This is a genomic window from Alcanivorax xiamenensis (assembly GCF_009846745.1).
Lineage (GTDB): Bacteria > Pseudomonadota > Gammaproteobacteria > Pseudomonadales > Alcanivoracaceae > Alloalcanivorax > Alloalcanivorax xiamenensis.
This window is the reverse complement of sequence record NZ_AQPF01000009.1, coordinates 1-21,199: the sequence shown is the minus strand read 5'-3', so window position 1 is coordinate 21,199 and position 21,199 is coordinate 1. Positions and strand designations below refer to the sequence as shown.

20 protein-coding genes are annotated in these 21,199 nt (G+C 62.3%); 8 read left to right on the top strand and 12 right to left on the bottom strand.

Features of this window, described 5'->3' with window-relative positions; translation table 11 throughout:
• Positions 1 to 23 precede the first annotated feature (23 nt).
• Positions 24 to 1,202, bottom strand: coding sequence for a vWA domain-containing protein (locus A6D6_RS08100; RefSeq protein WP_159660432.1), 1,179 nt, complete (start codon positions 1,200 to 1,202; stop codon positions 24 to 26).
• 45 nt (positions 1,203 to 1,247) lie between these two features.
• A complete protein-coding gene (locus tag A6D6_RS08095) occupies positions 1,248 to 2,090 on the bottom strand; it encodes an AAA family ATPase (protein WP_022995030.1) in 843 nt (280 codons plus the stop codon).
• A 115-nt stretch (positions 2,091 to 2,205) separates the two neighbouring features.
• Between A6D6_RS08095 and A6D6_RS08090 the strand changes: the two genes are divergently transcribed.
• Positions 2,206 to 2,922: a 16S rRNA (uracil(1498)-N(3))-methyltransferase gene (locus tag A6D6_RS08090; RefSeq protein WP_133490874.1), complete on the top strand. Its 717-nt coding sequence runs from the start codon at positions 2,206 to 2,208 to the stop codon at positions 2,920 to 2,922.
• Positions 2,923 to 3,114: 192 nt separating this feature from the next.
• Here the strand turns inward: A6D6_RS08090 and rluB are convergent, their stop codons facing one another.
• From rluB to A6D6_RS08060, 6 genes are all read right to left on the bottom strand, one after another.
• Positions 3,115 to 3,957 (bottom strand): 23S rRNA pseudouridine(2605) synthase RluB, encoded by an 843-nt coding sequence (rluB, locus tag A6D6_RS08085; protein WP_133490875.1) that lies wholly within the window; start codon positions 3,955 to 3,957, stop codon positions 3,115 to 3,117.
• Positions 3,950 to 4,813: an SMC-Scp complex subunit ScpB gene (gene scpB, locus A6D6_RS08080; RefSeq protein ID WP_133490876.1), complete on the bottom strand. Its 864-nt coding sequence runs from the start codon at positions 4,811 to 4,813 to the stop codon at positions 3,950 to 3,952. The genes rluB and scpB overlap by 8 nt, the downstream gene beginning before the upstream one ends.
• On the bottom strand, positions 4,810 to 5,724 hold the full coding sequence (locus A6D6_RS08075; RefSeq protein ID WP_133490877.1) for a segregation and condensation protein A: 915 nt from the start codon (positions 5,722 to 5,724) through the stop codon (positions 4,810 to 4,812). Before A6D6_RS08075 ends, scpB begins: the two co-directional genes overlap by 4 nt.
• A gap of 69 nt (positions 5,725 to 5,793) precedes the next feature.
• On the bottom strand, positions 5,794 to 7,008 hold the full coding sequence (locus A6D6_RS08070; RefSeq protein WP_133490878.1) for a tryptophan--tRNA ligase: 1,215 nt from the start codon (positions 7,006 to 7,008) through the stop codon (positions 5,794 to 5,796).
• Between the two features lie 94 nt (positions 7,009 to 7,102).
• The gene (locus tag A6D6_RS08065; RefSeq protein WP_133490879.1) at positions 7,103 to 7,726 is read right to left on the bottom strand and encodes an L-threonylcarbamoyladenylate synthase; all 624 of its coding nucleotides are present in this window, start codon (positions 7,724 to 7,726) and stop codon (positions 7,103 to 7,105) included.
• A complete protein-coding gene (locus tag A6D6_RS08060; protein WP_133490880.1) occupies positions 7,723 to 8,598 on the bottom strand; it encodes a PHP domain-containing protein in 876 nt (291 codons plus the stop codon). Before A6D6_RS08060 ends, A6D6_RS08065 begins: the two co-directional genes overlap by 4 nt.
• A gap of 149 nt (positions 8,599 to 8,747) precedes the next feature.
• Here A6D6_RS08060 and A6D6_RS08055 point away from each other — a divergent pair, with 149 nt between their 5' ends.
• The 3 genes from A6D6_RS08055 to A6D6_RS08045 all read left to right on the top strand — a co-directional run bounded on the left by A6D6_RS08055 (position 8,748) and on the right by A6D6_RS08045 (position 10,464).
• Entirely contained in the window at positions 8,748 to 9,389 is a 642-nt protein-coding gene (locus A6D6_RS08055; RefSeq protein WP_133490881.1) for an inner membrane-spanning protein YciB, read from the top strand.
• Entirely contained in the window at positions 9,367 to 9,666 is a 300-nt protein-coding gene (locus A6D6_RS08050) for a YciI family protein (RefSeq protein WP_133490882.1), read from the top strand. Before A6D6_RS08055 ends, A6D6_RS08050 begins: the two co-directional genes overlap by 23 nt.
• Positions 9,667 to 9,798: 132 nt before the next feature.
• Entirely contained in the window at positions 9,799 to 10,464 is a 666-nt protein-coding gene (locus A6D6_RS08045; protein ID WP_201303731.1) for a TIGR04211 family SH3 domain-containing protein, read from the top strand.
• A gap of 119 nt (positions 10,465 to 10,583) precedes the next feature.
• On the opposite strand, the gene A6D6_RS08040 is transcribed toward A6D6_RS08045, so the two are convergent.
• Positions 10,584 to 11,537, bottom strand: coding sequence for a hypothetical protein (locus A6D6_RS08040; RefSeq protein WP_159660431.1), 954 nt, complete (start codon positions 11,535 to 11,537; stop codon positions 10,584 to 10,586).
• A 53-nt stretch (positions 11,538 to 11,590) separates the two neighbouring features.
• Positions 11,591 to 12,772, bottom strand: a complete 1,182-nt coding sequence (locus tag A6D6_RS08035) for a CaiB/BaiF CoA transferase family protein (protein WP_133490884.1) — start codon at positions 12,770 to 12,772, stop codon at positions 11,591 to 11,593.
• Between the two features lie 148 nt (positions 12,773 to 12,920).
• Here A6D6_RS08035 and yihG point away from each other — a divergent pair, with 148 nt between their 5' ends.
• Both yihG and A6D6_RS08025 read left to right on the top strand, forming a co-directional pair.
• Positions 12,921 to 13,811: a 1-acylglycerol-3-phosphate O-acyltransferase, YihG family gene (gene yihG, locus A6D6_RS08030; RefSeq protein ID WP_159660430.1), complete on the top strand. Its 891-nt coding sequence runs from the start codon at positions 12,921 to 12,923 to the stop codon at positions 13,809 to 13,811.
• A gap of 125 nt (positions 13,812 to 13,936) precedes the next feature.
• The gene (locus tag A6D6_RS08025) at positions 13,937 to 16,489 is read left to right on the top strand and encodes a DUF349 domain-containing protein (RefSeq protein WP_159660429.1); all 2,553 of its coding nucleotides are present in this window, start codon (positions 13,937 to 13,939) and stop codon (positions 16,487 to 16,489) included.
• A 221-nt stretch (positions 16,490 to 16,710) separates the two neighbouring features.
• On the opposite strand, the gene A6D6_RS08020 is transcribed toward A6D6_RS08025, so the two are convergent.
• A complete protein-coding gene (locus A6D6_RS08020) occupies positions 16,711 to 17,325 on the bottom strand; it encodes a DUF924 family protein (protein WP_133490887.1) in 615 nt (204 codons plus the stop codon).
• Positions 17,322 to 17,936 carry an arylesterase gene (locus A6D6_RS08015; protein ID WP_166643013.1) on the bottom strand — a complete coding sequence of 205 codons (615 nt, stop codon included), beginning with the start codon at positions 17,934 to 17,936 and terminating at the stop codon, positions 17,322 to 17,324. Before A6D6_RS08015 ends, A6D6_RS08020 begins: the two co-directional genes overlap by 4 nt.
• On the opposite strand from A6D6_RS08015, the gene A6D6_RS08010 reads away from it, so the two are divergent.
• Both A6D6_RS08010 and A6D6_RS08005 read left to right on the top strand, forming a co-directional pair.
• Positions 17,935 to 18,609 carry an ABC transporter ATP-binding protein gene (locus tag A6D6_RS08010; RefSeq protein WP_201303730.1) on the top strand — a complete coding sequence of 225 codons (675 nt, stop codon included), beginning with the start codon at positions 17,935 to 17,937 and terminating at the stop codon, positions 18,607 to 18,609. The genes A6D6_RS08015 and A6D6_RS08010 overlap by 2 nt on opposite strands.
• Complete coding sequence (locus A6D6_RS08005) at positions 18,602 to 21,049, top strand: ABC transporter permease (RefSeq protein ID WP_236564034.1); 2,448 nt, start codon at positions 18,602 to 18,604, stop codon at positions 21,047 to 21,049. Before A6D6_RS08010 ends, A6D6_RS08005 begins: the two co-directional genes overlap by 8 nt.
• Positions 21,050 to 21,199: the final 150 nt, after the last annotated feature.

The following is a 21,199-nucleotide window of genomic DNA, read 5'->3' as shown; positions in this document are numbered from 1 at the left end:
ACGGAGAGAGGGGCTCCTGGAGGTTATTTGCTGAGGTGTTTCATGGCCCGCTCCAGCCCTTCCAGGGTCAACGGGTACATGTGGTCCTCGGTGAGCTGCTTGATCCACTGAGTGGACGTGGTCATCTCCCAGGCCCTTTGCGGTTCGGGGTTCAGCCACACCACCTTCTCGTAAGTGTCCTTGATGCGCTGGAACCAGACCGATCCCGGTTCTTCATTCCAATGCTCCACCGAACCGCCGGCGGAATTGATTTCATACGGGCTCATGGCGGCATCGCCGATGAAGATCACTTTGTAATCATTGCCGTATTTGTGCAGGACATCCCAGGTGGCGGTCTTCTCGTCCCAGCGGCGGCGGTTGTCCTTCCAGACGTACTCATAAACGAAGTTATGGAAGTAGAAATACTCCATGTGCTTGAACTCCAGCCGGGCGGCGGAGAACAGCTCCTCGCAGAGTTTGATGTAGGGATCCATGGAACCGCCCACGTCGAAGAACAGCAGTACCTTGGCACGGTTTTCCCGTTCCGGGCGCATCTTGATATCGAGCAGGCCAGCATTGCGGGCGGTGGAGGAAATAGTGTCGTCCAGATCCAGTTCTTCCTCCCGGCCGGTGCGGGCGAACTTGCGCAACCGACGCAACGCCAGCTTGATGTTGCGGATGCCCAGTTCCACCGAGTCATCCAGATTCCGGAACTCGCGTTTTTCCCAGACTTTCACCGCGCGCTTGTTACGGGACGGGCCGGTCATGCGAATCCCTTCCGGGTTTTCGCCGTAACCGCCGAACGGGCTGGTGCCACCGGTGCCAACCCACTTGTTGCCGCCCTGGTGACGTTTCTCCTGCTCTTCCAGACGCTTGCGCAGTTCCTCGAGAATTTTCTCCAGGCTGCCCAGCCCCTTGAGCTTTTCCCGCTCTTCCGGAGACAGGGTCTTTTCCAGTTGTTTGCGCAGCCATTCGTCTGGAATCACCCGATTGAGCCATTCCGGCTCAATGTTCTCGATCCCTTCGAAATAGCTGGCGAAGGCGCGGTCAAAGCGATCGTAGTATTTCTCGTCCTTGACCATCACCGCCCGCGAGAGCATGTAGAAGTCCTCCACGGAGCCGAAGGCCACGTGGTGTTTGAGTGCATCGCACAGATCCAGCAGCTCCCGCAGGCTCACCGGCACCCGGTGAGTGCGCAGGTTTTCAAAGAAGCCAATCAGCATAGCAACCTCTGTGAACGGAATGAGCGTATCGGCGCGAGCCGCCGATCAGCGCTCGCGCCGGTTCATGAACGCCAGGCGTTCCAGCAGTTGAACGTCCGCTTCGTTCTTCACCAGGGCACCATACAGCGGCGGAATCGCCTTCTTGGTGTCGCGATTGCGCAGCACATCGTCGGGGATATCGTCAGCCAGCAGCAGCTTCAGCCAGTCGATCAGCTCGCTGGTGGACGGCTTTTTCTTCAGGCCCGGCACCTTGCGCAAATCGAAGAAGATTTCCAGCGCCTCGGAGACCAGCTCCTGTTTGATGTCCGGGAAGTGCACGTCCACGATTTTCATCATGGTCTGGGCATCGGGGAAATTGATGTAGTGGAAGAAACAACGGCGCAGGAACGCGTCCGGCAGTTCCTTCTCGTTGTTGGAGGTGATGATCACGATGGGCCGCTTGGCGGCGCGCACGGTTTCGCCCGTCTCATAGACGAAGAACTCCATGCGATCCAGTTCCTGCAACAGGTCGTTGGGGAACTCGATATCGGCCTTGTCGATCTCGTCGATCAGCAACACCACCTGCTCATCGGCGGCGAAGGCTTCCCACAGCTTGCCCTTCTTGATGTAGTTGGACACGTCCTCCACGCCTTCGGCGCCGAGCTGGGAATCCCGCAGCCGGGATACCGCGTCGTACTCGTACAGGCCTTGCTGAGCCTTGGTGGTGGACTTGATGTGCCAGGCCAGCAGCGGCTTGCCCAGGGCCTCGGCCACCTGTTCGGCCAGCAAGGTTTTGCCGGTGCCGGGCTCCCCTTTGATCAACAGGGGGCGCTGCAGCGCGATCGCGGCGTTCACCGCCATTTTCAGGTCGTCGGTGGCGACGTACTGGTCGGTACCCTGGAACTGCATGCAGGAATCTCCACATCGTTTCGGAAACATGGCCGGACACTCTAGCAATCCACGGACAGAGCGCATAGGGCCAGAACCGCCATGAAGCGGGAGGATTGTGTCATAATCCGCGACCATGAATCTGCTCCTCCTACACCCGGAACAACATCTGCAAGGCCCGTTTTGGCGGCTCGACGCCCGCCAGGGCGAGCACGTGCGCCAGGTGCTGAAATTGAGCGAGGGGGATCAATGCCGTGCCGGCGTGCTCAACGGAGACATAGGTTCAGCCCGCCTGGAATCCATAAAAAACAATGAGATAACGATTTTTTTTAAAGTTATTTCTCCCCCTCCTCCCCCGCTTGACCTGAACCTGCTGCTGGCTCTGCCCCGCCCCAAGATGCTCAAGCGGCTGCTGGTGGACGCCGCCAGCCTGGGCATCAAACGGATCGTGTTGATCAACAGCTGGAAGGTGGACAAGAGCTACTGGCGCACCCCCAATCTGAAGGCCGACCTGCTGCGGGAAAAGCTGCTGCTGGGACTGGAGCAGGCGATGGACACCCGCTTGCCGGAGTTACGCCTGGCGCCGCGCTTCCGTCCTTTCGTGGAAGATGAGCTGGATGCCTGGGCCGGCCCCGGAGAACGGCTGCTGGCCCACCCCGGCGACCATGCGGACCTGCCCCATCAGCAGGAGGGACCGTTGACCCTGGCCATCGGCCCGGAAGGGGGCTGGACCCCGTTCGAGGTGGAACTGCTGGAAGCTCACGGGTTCCGTTGTCACCGCTTCGGCAGCCGTATTCTGCGCGTGGAGACCGCCCTGCCCGCCCTGGTGGGGAGTCTGATGCGCCTGCCCTGACAGAATCACAGTTTCGACTCAATACCCGGACTAAGAAGCCGCTGTGGGAAGCTTGCTTGCAAGCGCATGGCCAACGGGGGGGGCATTCGCGGCCAAGGCCGCTTCCCACAGCGGCTTCGTAGCACGATCCGTGGGAGCCAACCTGCCGCGAATGGCGCGCCAGAGCTTGCAAGGCACCATATTCCTCGGTGCTCAGCGACGGTAAGGATTGCGCCTTGGCTTGCGCGGTGGCTTGTTACCGCCACGCTGATGACGCAATCGCGCCCGACCATAGAGCCCGGTGTACTTCTTGCCTTTCAGGTCCACTCTGTCCAGCAACGGTCGAATCTCTTCCTCGGTGAGTTCCTGCCAACGCCCCATGCGCAAGCTGGACGGCAGCGTCAGGTCACCGAAGCGGATCCGCATCAACCGCGACACATCCAGGCCCTGGGACTGGAACAGGCGACGCACTTCGCGGTATTTACCGCCAGTGAGTGACACCTTGTACCAGCGGTTGGCGGCATCTTCGTTATGACCCGCTTCCTCGATGCTGTCGAACCTGGAGATACCGTCTTCCAGCATCACCCCTTCCAGCAACGCACCGCGCTGCTCGTCGGAGAGCTGGCCCCGGATACGCACCGCGTACTCGCGAACAAAGCCGTTGGACGGGTGCATCAGGCGGTGCGCCAGCTCTCCGTCGGTGGTGAACAGCATCAGGCCGGTGGTATTGATATCCAGCCGTCCCACCTGCACCCAGCGCATACCCTGCAGACGCGGCAGATTGTCAAACACCGTGGGCCGGCCTTCGGGATCATTTCGCGAGCACACCTCCCCCGCGGGCTTGTGATAAATGATCACGCGTCGAACAATCTCTTCTTCCGGCTTCACTCGAATGATCCTGCCATCCACTCTTAATGCATCTTCTGGCTCCACCCGGTCTCCCAGGGTCGCCACCTTGCCGTTCACGGAGACTCGCCCGTCGGCGATCCAGACCTCCAGCTCCCGGCGTGAACCCAGCCCTGCGCGGGCCAGCACCTTCTGTAACTTCTCACTCATTGGGCGAACGCTCTTCATCGGCCGTCATGTCGGCCGCCTCCTGCTCCGGTGGTTCCGGGTCCTGCTCATCGGGAGAAGCGCCCTCCTCTTCCGATGCACCCGAATCCGGCCGGCGGCGGAATTCCGCTTCAAAATTGGCGATCACCGAATCCACCTTTTCCATGCTCATCAGGGTGGATTCGTCGATCTCCGGCTCATCGTGCATATTCAATGCCAGCACGTTGGCGTTGTCCGGTCCGGCCTCGTCTCCGTCTTCCCCCTCCGCCACAGGCTCGTTCTCGGACGGCGCATCACTGAGCGCCAGCTCCTCGTTGAGCTTGTCGAGGTCACGGATCTCCGCCAAAGGCGGCAGCTCGTCCAGACTCTTCAAATCGAAGTAATCGAGGAACTGGCGGGTAGTGGCGAACATCGCCGGCCGGCCCGGCACATCCCGGTGTCCGACCACGCGTACCCAGCCGCGTTCCATCAGGCTCTTAATAATATGAGAACTCACCGAAACGCCACGGATCTCTTCGATCTCGCCGCGGGTGATCGGCTGGCGGTAAGCCATCAACGCCAGCGTTTCCAATACCGCCCGGCTGTAGCGGGGCGGCTTTTCCTGCCACAGGCGGCTGACCCAGGGCCCCAGTTCGGTGCGCACCTGGAAACGGAAGCCGGTGGCGACTTCCTTCAGCTGAATGCCCCGCTCGGCATAATCCTCGCCCAGCGATTCCAGCAAGCGGCTCAGATCCGCCTTGCTGGGACAATCCTGTTCATCGAACAGCGTCAGCATGGTATCCCGGTCCAGCGGGCCGTCGGCGGCCAGAATCGCCGCTTCCAGAATGCTTTTGATCCGCTCCGGCGACAGTTCGCTCATGCCTCGCTCCCTTGTTCGGCGTCCGGGATGTCATCATCCAGTTCCAGTTGCGCGATCACATCAGACTCTTCCACCGTCACCGTTTTCGCCTTGATGTGGATTGGTGAAAACGGCGAGTTCTGGACCAGTTCCACCAGTGACACCTTGACCAGTTCCAGCACCGCCAGGAAAGTCACCACCACGCCCAGCTTGCTCTCCTCGGCGTCGAACAATTCCACGAAGGGTACGAATTCCCGCCCCTTCAGGCGATCCAGCACATTCGCCATGCGTTCGCGGGTGGACAGCTTTTCCCGCGACACCTGGTGGCTCTCAAACATGTCGGCCCGGTGCAGCACTTCCTTGAGCGCCAGTAGCAATTCGCGCATATCCACGTCCGGCTGCGACTTCTCACGTACATACTCCGGACGGCGGGCGGCGGCCAGATGGATATCGCGCTCCAGCCGGGGCAGCGCCTCGATATCTTCCGCCGCTTTCTTGAATCGCTCGTATTCCTGCAACCGGCGGATCAATTCGGCTCGGGGGTCCTCGCCTTCATCCTCGCCCTCACTGGCCGGGCGCGGCAACAGCGAGCGGGATTTGATCTCACCGAGCATCGCCGCCATCACCAGATATTCAGCGGCCAGCTCCAGATTAAGCGCCTTCATCAGCTCGACGTATTCCATGTACTGGCTGGTGATTTGCGCCACCGGAATGTCGAGGATGTCCAGGTTCTGCCGCTTGATCAGGTACAGCAACAAATCCAGCGGCCCCTCAAAAGCCTCCAGGAACACTTCCAAAGCGTCCGGCGGGATGTACAGATCATCCGGCAGCTTGGTGATCGCCTTGCCATAGATCAACCCAAAGGGCATCTCCGCCTGCTGCGGAGCAGGCGGTGGCATCAGCGGATTGTCCACTGGGTTCGGATTGTTCATCGCACCACGCTCATCGGCACCTGGTCATCCAAGTTCGCTTCATCGTCGGTTGGTTCATCAACGCTTGATTCATCGATAGTGCAATCCCATCACAGCCCGCACCTCTTCCAGAGTGGCGCGGGCCTGTTCCCTGGCCTCTTCGCAGCCGTCGGAGAGAACCGACCGCACCAGGTCCGGATTACGCAAATGTTCTTCCGCCCGCTTACGGATCGGCTCCACTTCCTCCTGCACCGCCTCGATCACCGGCTTTTTGCAGTCCAGGCAGCCGATCCCCGCGCTGGTGCAGCCCTCGCGCACCCAATCGCGGGTGGCGTCGTCGCTGTAAACTTTATGAAACTCCCACACCGGACAATTATCCGGGTTCCCGGGGTCGCTGCGGCGCCCCCTGGCCGGGTCGGTGGGCATGCGCCGAATCTTGCTCTCCACTTCCCCGGGCTCCTCGCGCAGGCTGATGAAGTTGCCGTAGGACTTGGACATTTTCTGACCATCCAGGCCCGGCATGCGCGAAGCCGGAGTCAGTAGCGCCTGGGGCTCGGGCAGGATCACCTTGCCACCGCCTTCCAGGTCGCCGTAGAGCCGCTCCTTGTCACCCAGAGTAATGTTCTGCTGGTCCTGGACCAAGGCCCTGGCGGTTTCCAACGCCGACTCATCACCCTGTTCCTGATACTGACGGCGGTGATTCAAGTAGATGCGGGACTGCTTCTTGCCCATCTTCTTGATCGCCGCGGCCACCGCCTCCTCGAACCCAGGCTCACGGCCATAGAGGTGGTTGAAGCGGCGCGCCACTTCCCGAGTCAGCTCCACATGGGCCACCTGATCGGCCCCCACCGGCACCTGCCCGGCCCGATAAATCAGAATATCCGCGGCCTGCAGCAGGGGGTAACCGAGGAAGCCGTAGGTGCTCAGATCCTTTTCCCTGAGCTTTTCCTGCTGGTCCTTGTAGGTCGGCACCCGCTCCAGCCAGGACAGCGGCGTGATCATCGACAGCAGCAGGTGAAGCTCCGCGTGCTCCGGCACCTGGCTCTGTACGAACAGCGTGGCGGAACCCGGGTTGACACCGGCGGCCAGCCAATCCACTACCAGATCCCAGGTGTGCTGCTCGATGCTGCCCGGATTTTCATATTCGGTGGTCAGGCCATGCCAGTCCGCGACGAAAAAGAAACACTCGTACTCGTGCTGCAGACGTGCCCAGTTCTTCAGTACCCCATGATAGTGACCCAGGTGCAGACGGCCGGTGGCGCGCATGCCGGAAACCACTCGTTGGGCGGGAACCACGGAACTCAAAACCGACTCCTGTCGTATAGGCGTGAAAGCCAGCGATTATAAGGCGAAGAAGGTGCCCAGGGACAGGGTGCACGGATTGTGTACCCCGCCGGGTTCAGAAAATGGCGTCCAGCGGCCCGGCCCCTTCACGGATCACTTCCGGCCCGCTGCCATCAACCAGAGAGATTACCGTGGTTTCGGTAATACCGCAGAAGCCGCCGTCGATCACCAGATCCACCTGGTTATTGAGGAAGTCACGAACATCCTGAGGGTCGGTGAGCGGAAATTCATCGTCCGGCAAATGGGCGGTACTGGTCATGATCGGCTCACCGTATTCCGCCAACAGCGCCTGGCAGATCGGATGGTCCGGCACCCGGATGCCGATGGTGCGCTTCTTCGGATGCATCAGCCGCCGTGGCACCTCACTGGTGCCCTGAAGGATAAAGGTGTAGGCGCCCGGCGTGTGCGCCTTGAGCAAACGATAGTCCGGGTTGTCCACCTTGGCGTACAGCGCCAGCACCGACAGGTCCGGACACAACAGAGTGAACTGGTGTTTATCGTCCAGTCGGCGGATGCGAATCAGCCTGTCCAGCGCCGCCTTCTCTCCAATGCCACACCCCAGTGCGTAGGTGGTGTCAGTGGGATAGGCAATCAGCCCGCCCTGGCGCAGCACCTTGGCGGCTTCGCTGATCAGGCGCGGTTGCGGATCTTCCGGGTGAATGTGCAGTACGGTGGTCATGGGCGCGGATTGTCCGCCGCTTGGCGCGCCGACGCAAGGTCCCGGGCCGCCCATACCGGGACCGCGTCCTTCGGGTATGGCGGCAACCCGCCCAGCCGCAGCCATTTCTGCTCCGGGGAATGAAAATCGCTGCCACCGGACACCGCCAGGCTGAAGTGACGCCAGCATTCTTCAAGCAGCGCGCCTTGCGCCGGCGTCAGCCCCGGCATCAACGCCTCCAGCGCCAGCCCACCGGCATCACGGAAGGCGCCGACCAGCTGCCGCAAACGTTTGCGGGTCATGTTGTAAGCCTGCGGATGGGCCAGCACCGGCACCGCGCCGGCGGCCAGCAAATCCGCCACGCCCTGCTCCAGCGTGCACCAGGGCGTGGAAACGTAAGCGGACTGGCCTTTCTTGAGAAAGCGGTTGAAGGCGTGCTGGTTGTCCCGGGCCTTGCCTTCGCTGATCAGCATGCGCGCGAACCAGGGCCGGCCGGGAGCATCACTGTCCGCCAGGGCGCAGGCCTTGTCATAGCTGCCGGTCAGTCCGGCGGCACGGTCAAGGCGGGCACCGATACGGCGGGCGCGCTCACGGCGAGCGTCCATCTGGCTGGCCACCCGGGCCTTGAGCACGGGATTGTCCTCATCGAGCCACAGTCCGACCACATGGATTTCGCGGTTGTCCCACTGCACCGACAATTCAATACCCGGCACCAGCTCCAACCCCACTTCCGCGGCCCGGGCGCGCGCCTCCGGCAGGCCGGCCAGGGTATCGTGATCGGTCAGCGCCAGCGCATCCACACCGTACTCCGCCGCCCGCGACACCAGCTCCGCCGGAGTAAGCTGGCCATCGGAGGCACGGCTGTGGGAATGAAAATCCGGACACTGGTACATTAGCCCTCCAGACGGGCGCTCATGGTGGTGGCACACTATCATAACCGCCGACCGATCCCCATCCCGGGCAACGGCGGGTGATTTGTACCGCGCTTCCCGATAACATGCGTCCTCCGGAAGGACAACGTCGCTATGAAAGTAATGTCGCCATGAAAACCCTATTTGATTACTTGCCCGTGGTGGTGTTTTTCGGTCTCTACTTCATTAGTGGCCGGGATATCATGCTGGCCACCTGGGGGCTGCTTGGCGCCACCAGTTTCCAGGTCATCGCCGGTCGCCTGATCTGGAAGCGCTGGCACCGTCTGCATCTGGTGGTGCTGGCCATCACTCTGGTGTTCGGCGGCCTGACCCTGGCGCTGCACAATGATGTCTTCATTAAATGGCGCCCTTCCATCATCAGCTTCGTGCTGGCGGCGATTCTGGCCGTGGGGCATTTCCTGAAACACCGCAATCTCCTGCAACGTCTCTGTGAAAGCCTGATGCGCAGCGCCTTTGGCAAAGTCGTCACTCTGCAAGCGAAAGACTGGCGACGACTGAACCTGGCTTTCGTGCTGTATTTTATTTTCATCGGCCTGCTGAACCTGTACATCGCCTTCAATTTCAGCACCGACTTCTGGGTAAATTTCAAACTGTTCGGTTTCACCGCGATCCAGATGGTGTTCTATCTGGCCGCTTTTGCCTATTTCTACAAGCGCATGCCGGAAGCCGACCGCAAGAGTCTGTTTCACGGCGACGCCAACGACAAAAAGCCCGACGACAAGGACAACGATGCTTTACGCGATCATCAGTGAGGACGTGCCTGATTCCCTGCCCCTGAGAACGCCCGCGCGCCCCGCGCATCTGGCGCGTCTGGAAACACTCAGAGACCAAGGCCGGTTGGTGCTGGCCGGGCCGTTGCCGGCGGTGGATAGCGACAACCCCGGGGAAGCCGGTTTCACCGGCTCCCTGGTGGTGGCGGAATTTCCCTCTCTGGAACAAGCCCGGGCCTGGGCCGATGCCGACCCTTATGTGGATGCCGGCGTATACCGTCATGTTCAGGTAAAACCCTTCAAGAAGGTTCTGCCCTGAGAACCACTGATCGTTTTTACAAATACTGTACGCGGCACTACGGCGAAGCGCGCTTGTTTCGGCAAGAATAGCCGCCGCGCTTGCTCTTCATGGCGCCGTACTACTCACGCCGCACAACAAGGAGACCCGTGAATGCAAAATCGATGGTTAAGCGGCTTACTGCTGCTGGCGCTGTGCCTGCCAGCCCCCGTGTACGCCGCCGCGGCCTGGATCGACGATGAAATCTATGTCCCCATGCGAGCCGGCGCCGGCACTGGCTACCGCATTGTGCACAGAGGGATCAAAAGCGGTACCCGGGTGGAGCTGCTTGGCGAAGAGGGAGACTGGATCCACATCCGCTACGGCGACCGGGAGGGCTATGTGGAAAAGCAGTACATCAGCCGCACCCCCACCGCGGCTCTGCGCCTGCAAAAGCTGACCCAGGACACTGAGAAAGCCACCAGCACCGCCAGTGATCTGCGCCGGCAAGTGGCGGAACTGGAAGGTCAACGTGACGCGCTGCGTGGTGAAGTGGAAGAGCTGCGTTCTTCTCTGACCTCCCGCGGCAATGAGCTGGACCAGTTGCGCAACGTGGCCGCCGATCCGATCCGTCTGGATCAGGCCAACCGCCGCCTCAACGAGGAGCTGAGCATGCTGCGCTCGGAACTGGACCAGGTGAAGGCCGAGAATGCCCTTCTGCGCAACGACAACACTTCTCGCAAGTGGATTACCGGCGTTGGCATCCTGTTGCTCGGTGCCATCGGCGGGCTGCTGCTGAAATCCAAGTCCGGCCGCAAGCGGAGCACTTGGGCCAACTGATCCGCTGCTGGCACACCAATCACGGTTTGTGATCGGACCGCCACCATTCGCTGCCAAGGCAGCTTCCCACAGTGGCTTTGTAGTTTCCTCTGTGGGAAGCTGCCTTGGCAGCGAAGGCCTCAGCTCTTCAACCTGCCAAACAGCGTCTCCAGGCGCACCACCACGCCATTGATACCCTCATAATCATACTCCCGAGGCCACAGCACGAAAGGCTCCACCTCGATGAATAACCAGGGCCGCCACACATTGCGGCGATAGCGTGCGTAGATCCGGTAATTCTCCACCACCCCCGGTTTGCTGTATCCACCCACCGCCAACCCCAGATCCAGCGCCGAGCGATGATCGAAGCGCTTGAACAGATTGACGCCCTGAAACAACCCCATCCCCAGCCCCTCCTCATTGAGTTCCTCGGTATAACTCACCTCACTGGAGAAACGCAGGCTGGTGGTCGACGTCAGCGGACGATCCACTTCGACCAGAGAGCGGCTGCCCCAACCTTCCGGATCACGCCAATAGAAACGCTGGGTGTAGCGCAACCAGGCGGTTTCATTGAACAACGGGTACAGACGCCGGTAACGCAAGCGGGTGGAGGCAGTCAGATCGGAATGCACGCTCGCATCCAGATCCAGATCCATGGCGTCGGAGTGATCGATAACCCAGCGCAGTGCACCGCGAAAGCCGTCATCACGTTCACCCGAGGGGAGTTCCCGAGCCACCGGCGCATCCCTGCCCCGTTCATCGTCCTGGTTACGAAACAAAAGAGAGAAACGGCGCTCGGCGCTGGGCAGCCAGACCCGTGCGTCCACGTCCACATCATTGGCATCGTCGTTATCGTCGCGCCACACCTGCTCCGCGGTAACACGCACCCGGCTGGCGGCCGGCTCGTTGCTGCCGCGCACCGGATCGTCGAAAAAGCCATCCACCCAGCGGCTCGGCCAGCACAGCGTGCGCGACAGCCAACCGTGGGTGCGGTCCACCAGAGTATCGTTGGCGCCGGAGTAACAGCTATCCAACGACTCCGCGCGAACCGCCCCACTCAACACCAGCACGCCCAGCCACAAAACTCGCCTCATGGGGCCAGCATAGCGCCGCCGCGCGGCGCCGGGAATCAACCCGATCCCCTGAATCAGCCCAGTGCACCGGCCTCACGCAAGCGGGCCACATCCTCATCGGTGAAGCCCTGCTCCCGCAGGACGTCCTCGTTGTGTTGCCCCAGAGCAACGCCGGTGAAACGATACCCCACCGGCGTCGCGGAGAAACGAAACGGCGAAGCTACCTGCGGCTGCTCGCCACCGTGCCCGTCAGGCACCGATACCACCATATTCCGGGCCTTCAACTGCGGATGCTCACGCGCCTCGGAAAAACTCAGCACCGGCTCCACGCAACAATCCACATCGGCGAATACCTGCAACCAGTGATCCAGAGGATGCGCACCGATCACTTCGGCGATGGCGCTCTTCACTTCATCCACCACCTCCGGTGAAAAACTCAATCCCTTGGCGGTGAGGTCCGGACGCTGGATCGCTTCGCAGAAACGGCTGAAAAATTGCGGCTCCAGACCGGCCACGGACAGATAGCGCCCATCGCCGGTGCGATAGCAATCGTAGAAGCTGCCACCATTGAGTTTGGTTCTCTCCAGTTCCGGATCCTCGCCGGCGACCAGAGCGCCCGGCGCGGTCAGTGCATGCAGGCTGAACGCGGCGTCGGTCATGGAGATGTCCAGATACTGCCCTTCGCCGGTTTGCTGACGATGGATCACCGCCGCCAGTATCGCCATTACCGCGTGACAGGAACCGCCCGCCACATCCGCCACCTGGCATGCCATTGGCGCCGGCCCGCTATCGCGCCGGCCGTTGTAGCCGGTCATCCCGGCGATGGACAGATAATTGAGGTCATGACCGGCCCGATCCCGATAAGGGCCGGTTTGGCCGTAGCCGGTGATCGAGCAATAAATCAGCCCCGGATTGATCGCCTTGAGCGCCTCGTAACCCAGCCCCAGCTTGTCCATCACTCCGGGACGGAACTGCTCCACCACGATGTCATAGTCACCCACCAGCCGGTGAACAATTTCAATGCCCGCGGGCCGCTTCAGATCCAGCGCCATGGCCCGTTTGGAACGATTGAGGTAGGCGTGAGCGGCGGACATACCGTTCACCGAGGGCGGCAGCAGCCGCACGAAATCCGGACGCGTGGGAGACTCTATGCGCAACACATCGGCGCCCATGTCGGCCAGCATCAGGGTGCCGAACGGGCCCGGCAACAGCGTGGAAAAATCCAGAACTTTCAAAGAATTGAGGGGGCCGGTCATACGTTTGCTCCTTGTTTTCGGGCATGAGGGTACGGCCTTCGTCGCGCGGCGCCAATGGCCAGGATGATCGTCAAAGTGGCCGAAATGGACATGGGACTTTGACCAGCAAGTCCGTTAGCATCGCGGTTTTTCCCATTCGAACCTATTCATGACCGTATACAACAAAATTCGCGGCATATTGGCGCTGATTGGCATCGTTCTGAGCACCATGGTGATCATTTGCCCGTTCTATCTACTGACACTGATCAAACTGATTCTCCCCTGGCGGAACGTCCGGATCAGGCTGTCCCGGGCCCTGGTGGTGGTGGCGGAAACCTGGATGACGATCAACAACCTCATCATCGGCATCAGCAGCGGTTTGCGCTGGGAGGTAGAGGGTCTTGAAGGCTTGCGCCGCGACGACTGGTACCTGGTTACCGCCAATCACCAGTCCTGGGCGGACATCCTGGTGTTACAGAAAGTCACCAACCGGCGGGTGCCATCACTGAAGTTCTTTCTCAAACAGGAACTGATCTGGGTACCGCTGCTGGGACTGGCCTGGTGGGGACTCGATTTCCCGTTCATGAAGCGCTACAGCAAGGAACAGATCGCCCGCAATCCGGAACTGCGCGGCAAGGACATGGACACCACCCGGCGCGCCTGCGAGAAGTACGCTCATTATCCGGTATCGGTAATGAACTTCTTCGAAGGCACTCGCTTCACCCGCGACAAGCACGACCAGCAGCAATCGCCCTACCGTCACCTGCTCAAACCCAAGGCAGGCGGTGCCGCTTTCACCCTCAGCGCCATGGGGGGGCAGTTGCACACCCTGCTCGACATCACCATCGTCTACCCGCCCGGAACCGACCGCTCCCTGCTGGCGTTCCTCGGTGGCGCCATGGACAAGGTCCAGGTCATCGTTCGCCAGCGTCCGATTCCGGATTGGGCCAACCAGGGCGACTATGAGAACGACGAGGCGTTCCGGCAGCGCTTTCAGAACTGGATCAGCGATATTTGGGCGGAAAAAGACGCGCTGATACAATCCCACCTTTCCGCCTGACCCGGTCTTTGCCTATAGTATGCGTCAAAAGGCGGCCAGCGGATTCCATTGGCCGCGATAATCACGAAGGGCGCCCGTCAAACAGGCGCCTTCGATGCTGGTGACTTCTTTCCCACGGGACGCCCATGTTCGGCAAACTATTCAAACCCCGGTGGCAACACCGAGACGCCGCTGTTCGCAAGGCGGCCGTAGATACGCTCGACCCTCAACAACAGGCCGACCTCCTGGCCAGTCTGGCGCGCGAGGACACCAATGAAGAGGTGCGGGCCAGCGCCACGCGGCGGCTGCTGGACCTGACCGCGCTCGATACCTTGACCCGCGACAGCCACAGCGACGTGGTGCGCGAAGCAGCTTCCGAACGGATGATGGCCTTGCTTGCCGGCGCGGTGTCGGACGGCCCGGATCTCGATACCCGGCTGCATCTGTTGCGCCATACCGGCAACGCCAGGGTGCTTTATCATGTCACCCAGAACGGGGTGGACAGCGAAAGCCGGCGGACCGCGCTGACCTCACTGAGCGACGCGGACAGCTTGTGCGATGTGGCCTTGCACGGCCACGATGAAGCCTTGCGCCTGGCCGCCGCCCAGCGCCTGGAAAGCGCGGAGCACCTAAAACGTCTGGCCAAGGAAGGACGTGACAAGCGCGTGGTGCGCCATGCCCGTGACTGGCTGCGTGACCACCAGCAAGCCGAACAGGACCGCCGCAAACGGGAGCAGGACGGCGCGGCGGTGGCGGAAGCCCTTCGACAACATGCGCAGCGGGCCGCCGATGGCCTTTACCAGGCGCGCCTCCAGCAACTGGAACAGCGCTGGGCGGAATTGGCCGAGCACGCCAGCGAGGAGCACACCCGCACCGCCACGCAAGCGCTGGAACAAGCCCATCAGCGTCTGGCGCGACAAGCCGCCGAGGCGCGGGAGCAACAGGCCCGTGAGGCCGCCCTCGGCGAACGCCGTGCCGCCCTGGCCACTCTGCGGCAATTACTGGATGACGTGACCGAGGACACCTGGGACACACAGCTTGGCGCCCTGCGTTCCGCCATCGGCACCCAGGAACGTCGCTGGCTGGCCGCCGCCGAGGAGCTACCGGTGGAAGAAGGCGAACGTCAGCATTTCCAGCAGTTGCTGGAGCAATGGCAGAGCCTGATCGCGCTGGCCGAGCAGAGCCAGAGCGAGGACCGCGAGCTGCTGGAAACCCTTTCCCAACGGTGGCCGCGCAAGATCCCGGCACCCAGGACCCTGCGACAGCGCCCCGTCCCTGACCCGGAACCGGCTCCGACACGTCCCGCCGCCGCCAAAGCCGGCAGCAGCGCCCATCAGGGTCTGGTGGTGGCGTTACGGCGGGAGCTTCAGAAAGGCAATTTAAAGCATGCCAATAGGTTATGGCTGAAAGCTGAGGCAGTACTTGAAGAAGAAAGCGACGTCTGGCTAAGCAAACAACTGCAGCGCCTGGAAGAGCGTCGCAACGAACTGCGCGATTGGCATGCCTTCGCCGCTCAGCCGAAGAAGGACCAATTGTGCGAACAGATGGAGGCTTTGATCGGCGGCGATCTGGACCCCGAGGAACAAGCCAGCGCGATCCAGGCGTTGCACGATGAATGGCGTGAGCTGATGAGCTCCGACCAGGACCAGGATCAAGCTCAATGGGACCGCTTCAAAGCCGCCTCCGATCAGGCCTATGAACCCTGCCGGGCCCACTTCCGTGAGCTCGACGGACAACGGGCGGAAAACCTGCGCCGCCGGGAACAGTTGTGCCGCCAACTGGCGGACTTCGTCGCCGCCCAGGACTGGCAGCGGGCCAACTGGCAGGCGGTCTGGGAGATCCGCCGGCAGGCGCCGCAAGAGTGGAAGTCAATACAACCGGTCCGGTTCACCGACGCCCGGGATGTACAGAAACGGTTCTCCGCCCTGCTTTCCGCAATCGATCAGCAGCTGGAAGGCGCCTGGCGGGAGGCCGAGCAGCAGCGCCAGAACATGATCGGCGAAGCCGAGGCTCTGCTCGCCCAGGAAGACCTGGACGGCGCCACCCGGGAAGCGCAGCAGTTGCAAAAACGCTGGCGCCAGGCCGGCTGGCTGCCGCCGGGCCGGCATCGTCCGCATCAGAAGCGTTTCCGCCGCATCATGGACGACCTGTTCGGCGCCCGGCAGGCGCGCATGGAACAGCGCCGCACCGAGCTTGAAGAGAAACAGAGCGAGGGCCTGGCCGTGCTGGAACAAGTGGCGGCGGCCCTCGAGGAACCACTCGCCAGCCAGGACGAAAGCGCCCTGCGCGATCAGGCGGCGGCCCTCAATGAGCTGGACGAAGCGACTCTGGGCCGGCCCGGCCAGCGTCAGTTCCGGCGCCTGCGGGATCAGATTCAGGAGCGCCTGGCGGCCCTGCCACGCTGGCGCCGTTGGCAACGGGCGGTGCTGGGCGTCGAGGCCAGCCCCGACGGAGAGCCCAGCGAAGAAGACCAGACCCTGACGGTGGCGCTGGAAGCCCTGGCCGGCATTGACAGTCCCGAGCACGCCCGCGAACGGCGGCTGGGCTGGCAACTGGAGCAATTGCCCCGGGCCATGAAAGGCGCCAACACCTCCCCCCTGGACGAGGCCCTGACACTGCTGGAAACCCGCCCCGACGGCCCGCTGGACACCGAGCTGGCGCGCCGCTTGCAAGCCGCCTTGCAAGCGATGCAGCCATAAAAAGCAGGGAATAGTGAATGGTTAACAGCAAAAAAATGCGATTCTGCAAAGGCTATTTGCAAATTCGCTATTCCCGATCTTAATTGACTAGTTTGTGGTTTATTTGCCTTTGAAAGCGGAGGGGGCTCGCTAGGTTTTGAGCGCGGCCCCTATGGCCTGAGGACGAAATTGCCTAATTCGCGCCTCTCTTCACTGTTCACTATTAACTATTCACTGCCTTTTTATTGTCCATATCGCTTAGCCCCCTCCAAGAACACGCTCTCTTCCGCCGTGTTTTCCCTGCCAAGTACCGCGTTGCGGTGGGGGAAGCGTCCGAAACGGGCGATGATGTCACGGTGTTCCTCGGCGAAGGTCAGGTTGTTCTCAATCTTGTTTTTCAGGTGTGCCGGAACGCGCTCCAGCAGAGCGCGGAAGCAGGCGATGCCCTGGTTTTGCAGGCCCAGATCCTCGGCATGCATCAACGGCATGTAAAAGAATACCTGCCCGGCCCAGGGCAGACTGATTTCCATGCCGGTGGAGATGCCTTCCAGGGTCAGCGTGACCGCCTGATGATCGCCGGCGAAAGCCGCCGCCTCACCGCGATGAACATTGCGACTGAACTGGTCCAGTAGCAGAATCAGCGCCAGCCGGGAGCGGGGATGGCGTTCCCAGGCCACCAGTTCCCGGTCCAACGCCGCCCGCAAACGAGTACTGAATTGCTCGCGAATGCGTGCATCCAGAGCGACATCGCCGGAGAACCATCGCCGTTCACACTCCCCTGGCGGCCAGCCGCTCTGATCCGGTTCATCAAACCAGAAGTCCAGGATATCGTTGTAAGGCACATCGAAGTTCATCATTGTCGGCAGTCCTTCGGTAATATTTCCTGCAAGATTGGCCAGGCGTTATTCAGCAGGGTTGGCTGGGCTTCGGCGGTGGGGTGAATGCCGTCGCTTTGAATCTGGCCCGCTTCCACCACGCCGTCGAGGAAAAACGGCACCCAGGGCAGCTCATTGTCTTCCGCCACCTGCTTGAACACCGCCTCGAAGCGTTCGGTATAGGCACGGCCATAGTTGGGTGGAATACGCATTCCTAGCAGCACCACCCGGGCCCCGGCCTGCTGCCCCAGGGACACCATTTTTTCCAGATTACCGGCCAGACGGCTCGGCGGCAGGCCACGAAGGCCGTCGTTACCGCCCAGCTCCAGCACCAGGACGTCCGGCCGGTGCCTCTCCAACAAGGCCGGCAGGCGGCTGACACCACCGTCACTGGTCTCACCACTCACCGACGCGTTGATCACCGGCATCGCGGAACATTGACTTGCCAGTCGTTGTCCGAGAAGGTGCACCCAACCCTCCGTTTCCTGCAGACCGTAGCCGGCGCTGATGCTGTCGCCCAGCACCACAATGCCCTGCGCGCGGCCCACTATAGGCGCGAGGAACAACAATATGACCAACAGGCACCTCGACATGGCTTCTTCCCCTGTACTCGTGGCTCAACGGTTAACCAAAACAGTAGCCGCCCCGGAAGGCGACCTGACCTTGCTGCACAGTATCGATCTGGAGATCGCCCCCGGTGACAGTTTGGCCATCACCGGCCCGTCCGGTTCCGGAAAATCCACCCTGCTCTCTTTGCTGGCCGGCCTGGATACGCCATCCGGTGGCACCGTGACGCTGGCCGGGCAACCTTTCAGCGACCAGGACGAGGATACCCGGGCGGCCCTGCGCGGTCAGTATTGCAGCTTCGTGTTTCAGTCCTTTCATCTGGTCGCCGACCTCAGTGCGGTGGAAAACGTCATGCTGCCGCTGGAAATCGCCGCTGACGGCGAGGCCCGCGACAAAGCCCGCCACTGGTTGCAACGGGTCGGCCTGGAAGCACGCCAACATCATTTTCCCGCGCAACTGTCCGGCGGTGAACAACAGCGGGTGGCGCTGGCCCGGGCCTTCGCCATGGCGCCACGGGTATTGTTCGCCGACGAACCCACCGGCAGCCTGGACCGGGCCAACGGGGACCAGATCGCCGAATTGCTGTTCAGTCTGAATCGCGATCACGGCACCGCCCTGGTGCTGGTCACCCACGACCCGGAACTGGCGGCCCATTGCGCCAGCCACCGGCAACTGGTGGAGGGACGTCTCGGTGACTGAGCAACTGCTGCGTCCCTGGCGCTCCCCGGCGTTCCGGATTCAGGCGCTGGCGCTGATGGTGGCCACGCTCGCCATCGCCACCGTGGTGCTGTTGCGGGGCGAGCTGGAACACCGCTTCGCCACCCGCACCGCCGAGGCCATTGGCGGCGATCTGGTGCTGGAAGGCAGTGCCCCGCCCAGTGCCCGGCAAAAAGCCATGGTCAGTAATCTTGCCAGCGCCAACACCCTGACCTTCAGCAGCGTACTGGTGCGTGACGACACCTTCGTTCTGGCCAGCGTCAAGGCGGTGGACCAGGGCTACCCTCTGTATGGTTCCGTGGCGGTGGCTGGAGAGCGTTTCAGTGACCCGCGAAGGGTCGATCATGGCCCCGCCCCCGGTGAGGTGTGGTTCGCCGGTACGGCTCTCGATCGGCTGGAACAACAGGTCGGTGATACCGTCACCATTGGCGACCTGCCATTGCGGGTCACCGCCGTGTTGGAACAGGAGCCGGACCAGGGTGCCGGTTTCTACAGCATGAATCCGCGCGTGCTGATGAATCTCGCCGACGTGCCGGGTACCGGTATTATCGGCCCCGGCACCCGCGCCCGTTACAAACTGCACCTGCGCGCGCCGGGTGAGACGATGGCGCCGCTGATCGAACAACTGACGCCGACACTGGCCGCCAACCAGGAACTGGAAACCCGCGACAACGCCGGCTTGCGTTCCATGGGGCCACTGCGCCAACTGACCCTGTGGGGACAACTGGCGGTGATGATGGTGGTGCTGTTGTGCGGCGGCGCGGTCTATCTCGCCGCCGGCGTGCGCAGCCTTGAGCAGGCCCGGCGCAGCGCGGTGATGAAAACCTTCGGCGCCTCCCGGGCCAAGGTGCTGCGCTGGATCTTGTCGCGCGAGTTGACCGCGCTGCTGCCGGCCATGCTTACCGGGCTGGCGCTGGCGGTAGCGGCGTTTCTGGCCTTGCAACAATGGCTCGGTGATGCTCTGAGCTGGCGCCCCGGACCAGGTAGCTGGTTGCTTCTGGCGCTGGCACCGCTGGTGATCTGGGCCGGGTTCGCGTTGCCCCGTCTATGGCGGCTGGCGGATCTGCCTCCACGTCAGATCCTGCAACCGGAACCGTCCGCGCCGGTAGCCCGCACCGGGCTCAATCTGGTTGGCGCGTTGGCGGCGCCGGTGCTGGTGGCCATGGTGCTGTCCGGTTCGCTGATGGAGTTGCTGCAGTTGCTGGGGCTGATGGTGGCGGTGGCGGTGGGGCTGCCATTGCTGCTCTGGGCACCGCTACGCCTGGCCGACCGCCTTGGCGACCGCTGGCCATTGGCGCCCAGACTGGCGCTGCGGCGCCTGTCCCGGCGTCCGCTGACTACCCTTCCGATGCTCTCCGCGTTGGTGTTGGCGCTGGCGATCATGTCCATGTCCAGTCACGTGGGTCAGCAATTACTGAGCCAATGGCGCGCCACCTTGCCGGAAAAAGCCCCCAACTATTTCGTGCTGAACCTGTTCGAACCGGACCTGCCTGCGTTTCGCCAATGGCTGGATCGTCACGGCGCGGAAACGCCGCAATTGTACCCGGTGGTGCGCGGCCGACTGGTGGAGGTCAACGGGCAACCAGTAAGCGAGGCGGTGACCAAGGAAAGCGATGACCGGGAACGAGGCGAGCGGGCGCTGAACCGGGATCTGTCCCTGACCGAGGGCGACACGCTGCCCGCCAGCAACCAGATCGCTTCCGGGCGCTGGCTCGATCCGGAGCGGCCCGGCGAAGTCTCGGTGGAATCGGAACTGGCCGCCTCCCTGGGGCTGCGGGTGGGTGACCAGTTGCGCTTCACCGGTGTCTCCGGCGAATTGAGCGCCACCATCGTTGGCCTGCGGGAGGTGGATTGGGAAAGCTTCCAACCTAATTTTTACTTCATGTTCAGCCCCGGCACCCTGGACGGCGAGGACCGCTACTGGCTGACCAGCTTCTATCTGGACGAAGCCGGCAGTGGCGCCCTGCCCGATCTGATTCGCGCTTTTCCTCAGATCACCTTGCTGGATGTGAACGCGCTGCTGGGTCAGGCGCAGACGCTGATTGCCCAGGCCAGCCGCGCCGCTCTCGCCCTCGCCGCGTTGCTGCTGGCCAGCAGTGTCCTGGTCATGGCCGCGGCCTGGCTCGCCGGCAGCGGTCAGCGGCGGAAGGACGATGCCCTGTTGCGCGTGCTCGGCGGCAGCCGCTCACTGTTGCGGCGGGTGGCCGTCATCGAGCAGTTGTGGCTGATGGGCGGTGCCGCCGTGTTCGCACTGGTACTGCATTTTCTGGCGTTATGGCCCCTGGGGCAGCGCATGTTTGACGGTGACCTGCCGCTGTCGCCATGGATGCTGCTGCCCTGGGCAGTGGTGTTGCCATGGCTGGCGGTGCAGCGGGTGCTGCCCCATCGGACCGGCCCGCCGCTGGCGCGGTTGAGCGGTTGATCAGGAAAACGCCGGAAGCCGGACGCTAGACGCCGGACGCTTTAGAACACCGTGCCGTGGAGCGCGGCGGATATTAAATAAGCGCTTTTAACGCTTGCAAGGTCGGCGGGGCCGGTTTTCAATCTTTTTGGCGTCCGGCGTCCGGCGTCC

Bases quoted from the DNA above. Each gene is read 5' to 3' on its own strand.
- yihG (WP_159660430.1), top strand. From the start codon at position 12,921: ATGACCGTATACAACAAAATTCGCGGCATATTGGCGCTGATTGGCATC.
- A6D6_RS08100 (WP_159660432.1), bottom strand. From the start codon at position 1,202: ATGCTGATTGGCTTCTTTGAAAACCTGCGCACTCACCGGGTGCCGGTG.
- A6D6_RS08035 (WP_133490884.1), bottom strand. From the start codon at position 12,772: ATGACCGGCCCCCTCAATTCTTTGAAAGTTCTGGATTTTTCCACGCTG.
- A6D6_RS08040 (WP_159660431.1), bottom strand. From the start codon at position 11,537: ATGAGGCGAGTTTTGTGGCTGGGCGTGCTGGTGTTGAGTGGGGCGGTT.
- rluB (WP_133490875.1), bottom strand. From the start codon at position 3,957: ATGAGTGAGAAGTTACAGAAGGTGCTGGCCCGCGCAGGGCTGGGTTCA.
- A6D6_RS08045 (WP_201303731.1), top strand. From the start codon at position 9,799: ATGCAAAATCGATGGTTAAGCGGCTTACTGCTGCTGGCGCTGTGCCTG.
- scpB (WP_133490876.1), bottom strand. From the start codon at position 4,813: ATGAGCGAACTGTCGCCGGAGCGGATCAAAAGCATTCTGGAAGCGGCG.
- A6D6_RS08075 (WP_133490877.1), bottom strand. From the start codon at position 5,724: ATGAACAATCCGAACCCAGTGGACAATCCGCTGATGCCACCGCCTGCT.
- A6D6_RS08015 (WP_166643013.1), bottom strand. From the start codon at position 17,936: ATGTCGAGGTGCCTGTTGGTCATATTGTTGTTCCTCGCGCCTATAGTG.
- A6D6_RS08060 (WP_133490880.1), bottom strand. From the start codon at position 8,598: ATGTACCAGTGTCCGGATTTTCATTCCCACAGCCGTGCCTCCGATGGC.
- A6D6_RS08055 (WP_133490881.1), top strand. From the start codon at position 8,748: ATGAAAACCCTATTTGATTACTTGCCCGTGGTGGTGTTTTTCGGTCTC.
- A6D6_RS08095 (WP_022995030.1), bottom strand. From the start codon at position 2,090: ATGCAGTTCCAGGGTACCGACCAGTACGTCGCCACCGACGACCTGAAA.
- A6D6_RS08065 (WP_133490879.1), bottom strand. From the start codon at position 7,726: ATGACCACCGTACTGCACATTCACCCGGAAGATCCGCAACCGCGCCTG.
- A6D6_RS08050 (WP_133490882.1), top strand. From the start codon at position 9,367: ATGCTTTACGCGATCATCAGTGAGGACGTGCCTGATTCCCTGCCCCTG.
- A6D6_RS08025 (WP_159660429.1), top strand. From the start codon at position 13,937: ATGTTCGGCAAACTATTCAAACCCCGGTGGCAACACCGAGACGCCGCT.
- A6D6_RS08020 (WP_133490887.1), bottom strand. From the start codon at position 17,325: ATGATGAACTTCGATGTGCCTTACAACGATATCCTGGACTTCTGGTTT.
- A6D6_RS08090 (WP_133490874.1), top strand. From the start codon at position 2,206: ATGAATCTGCTCCTCCTACACCCGGAACAACATCTGCAAGGCCCGTTT.
- A6D6_RS08010 (WP_201303730.1), top strand. From the start codon at position 17,935: ATGGCTTCTTCCCCTGTACTCGTGGCTCAACGGTTAACCAAAACAGTA.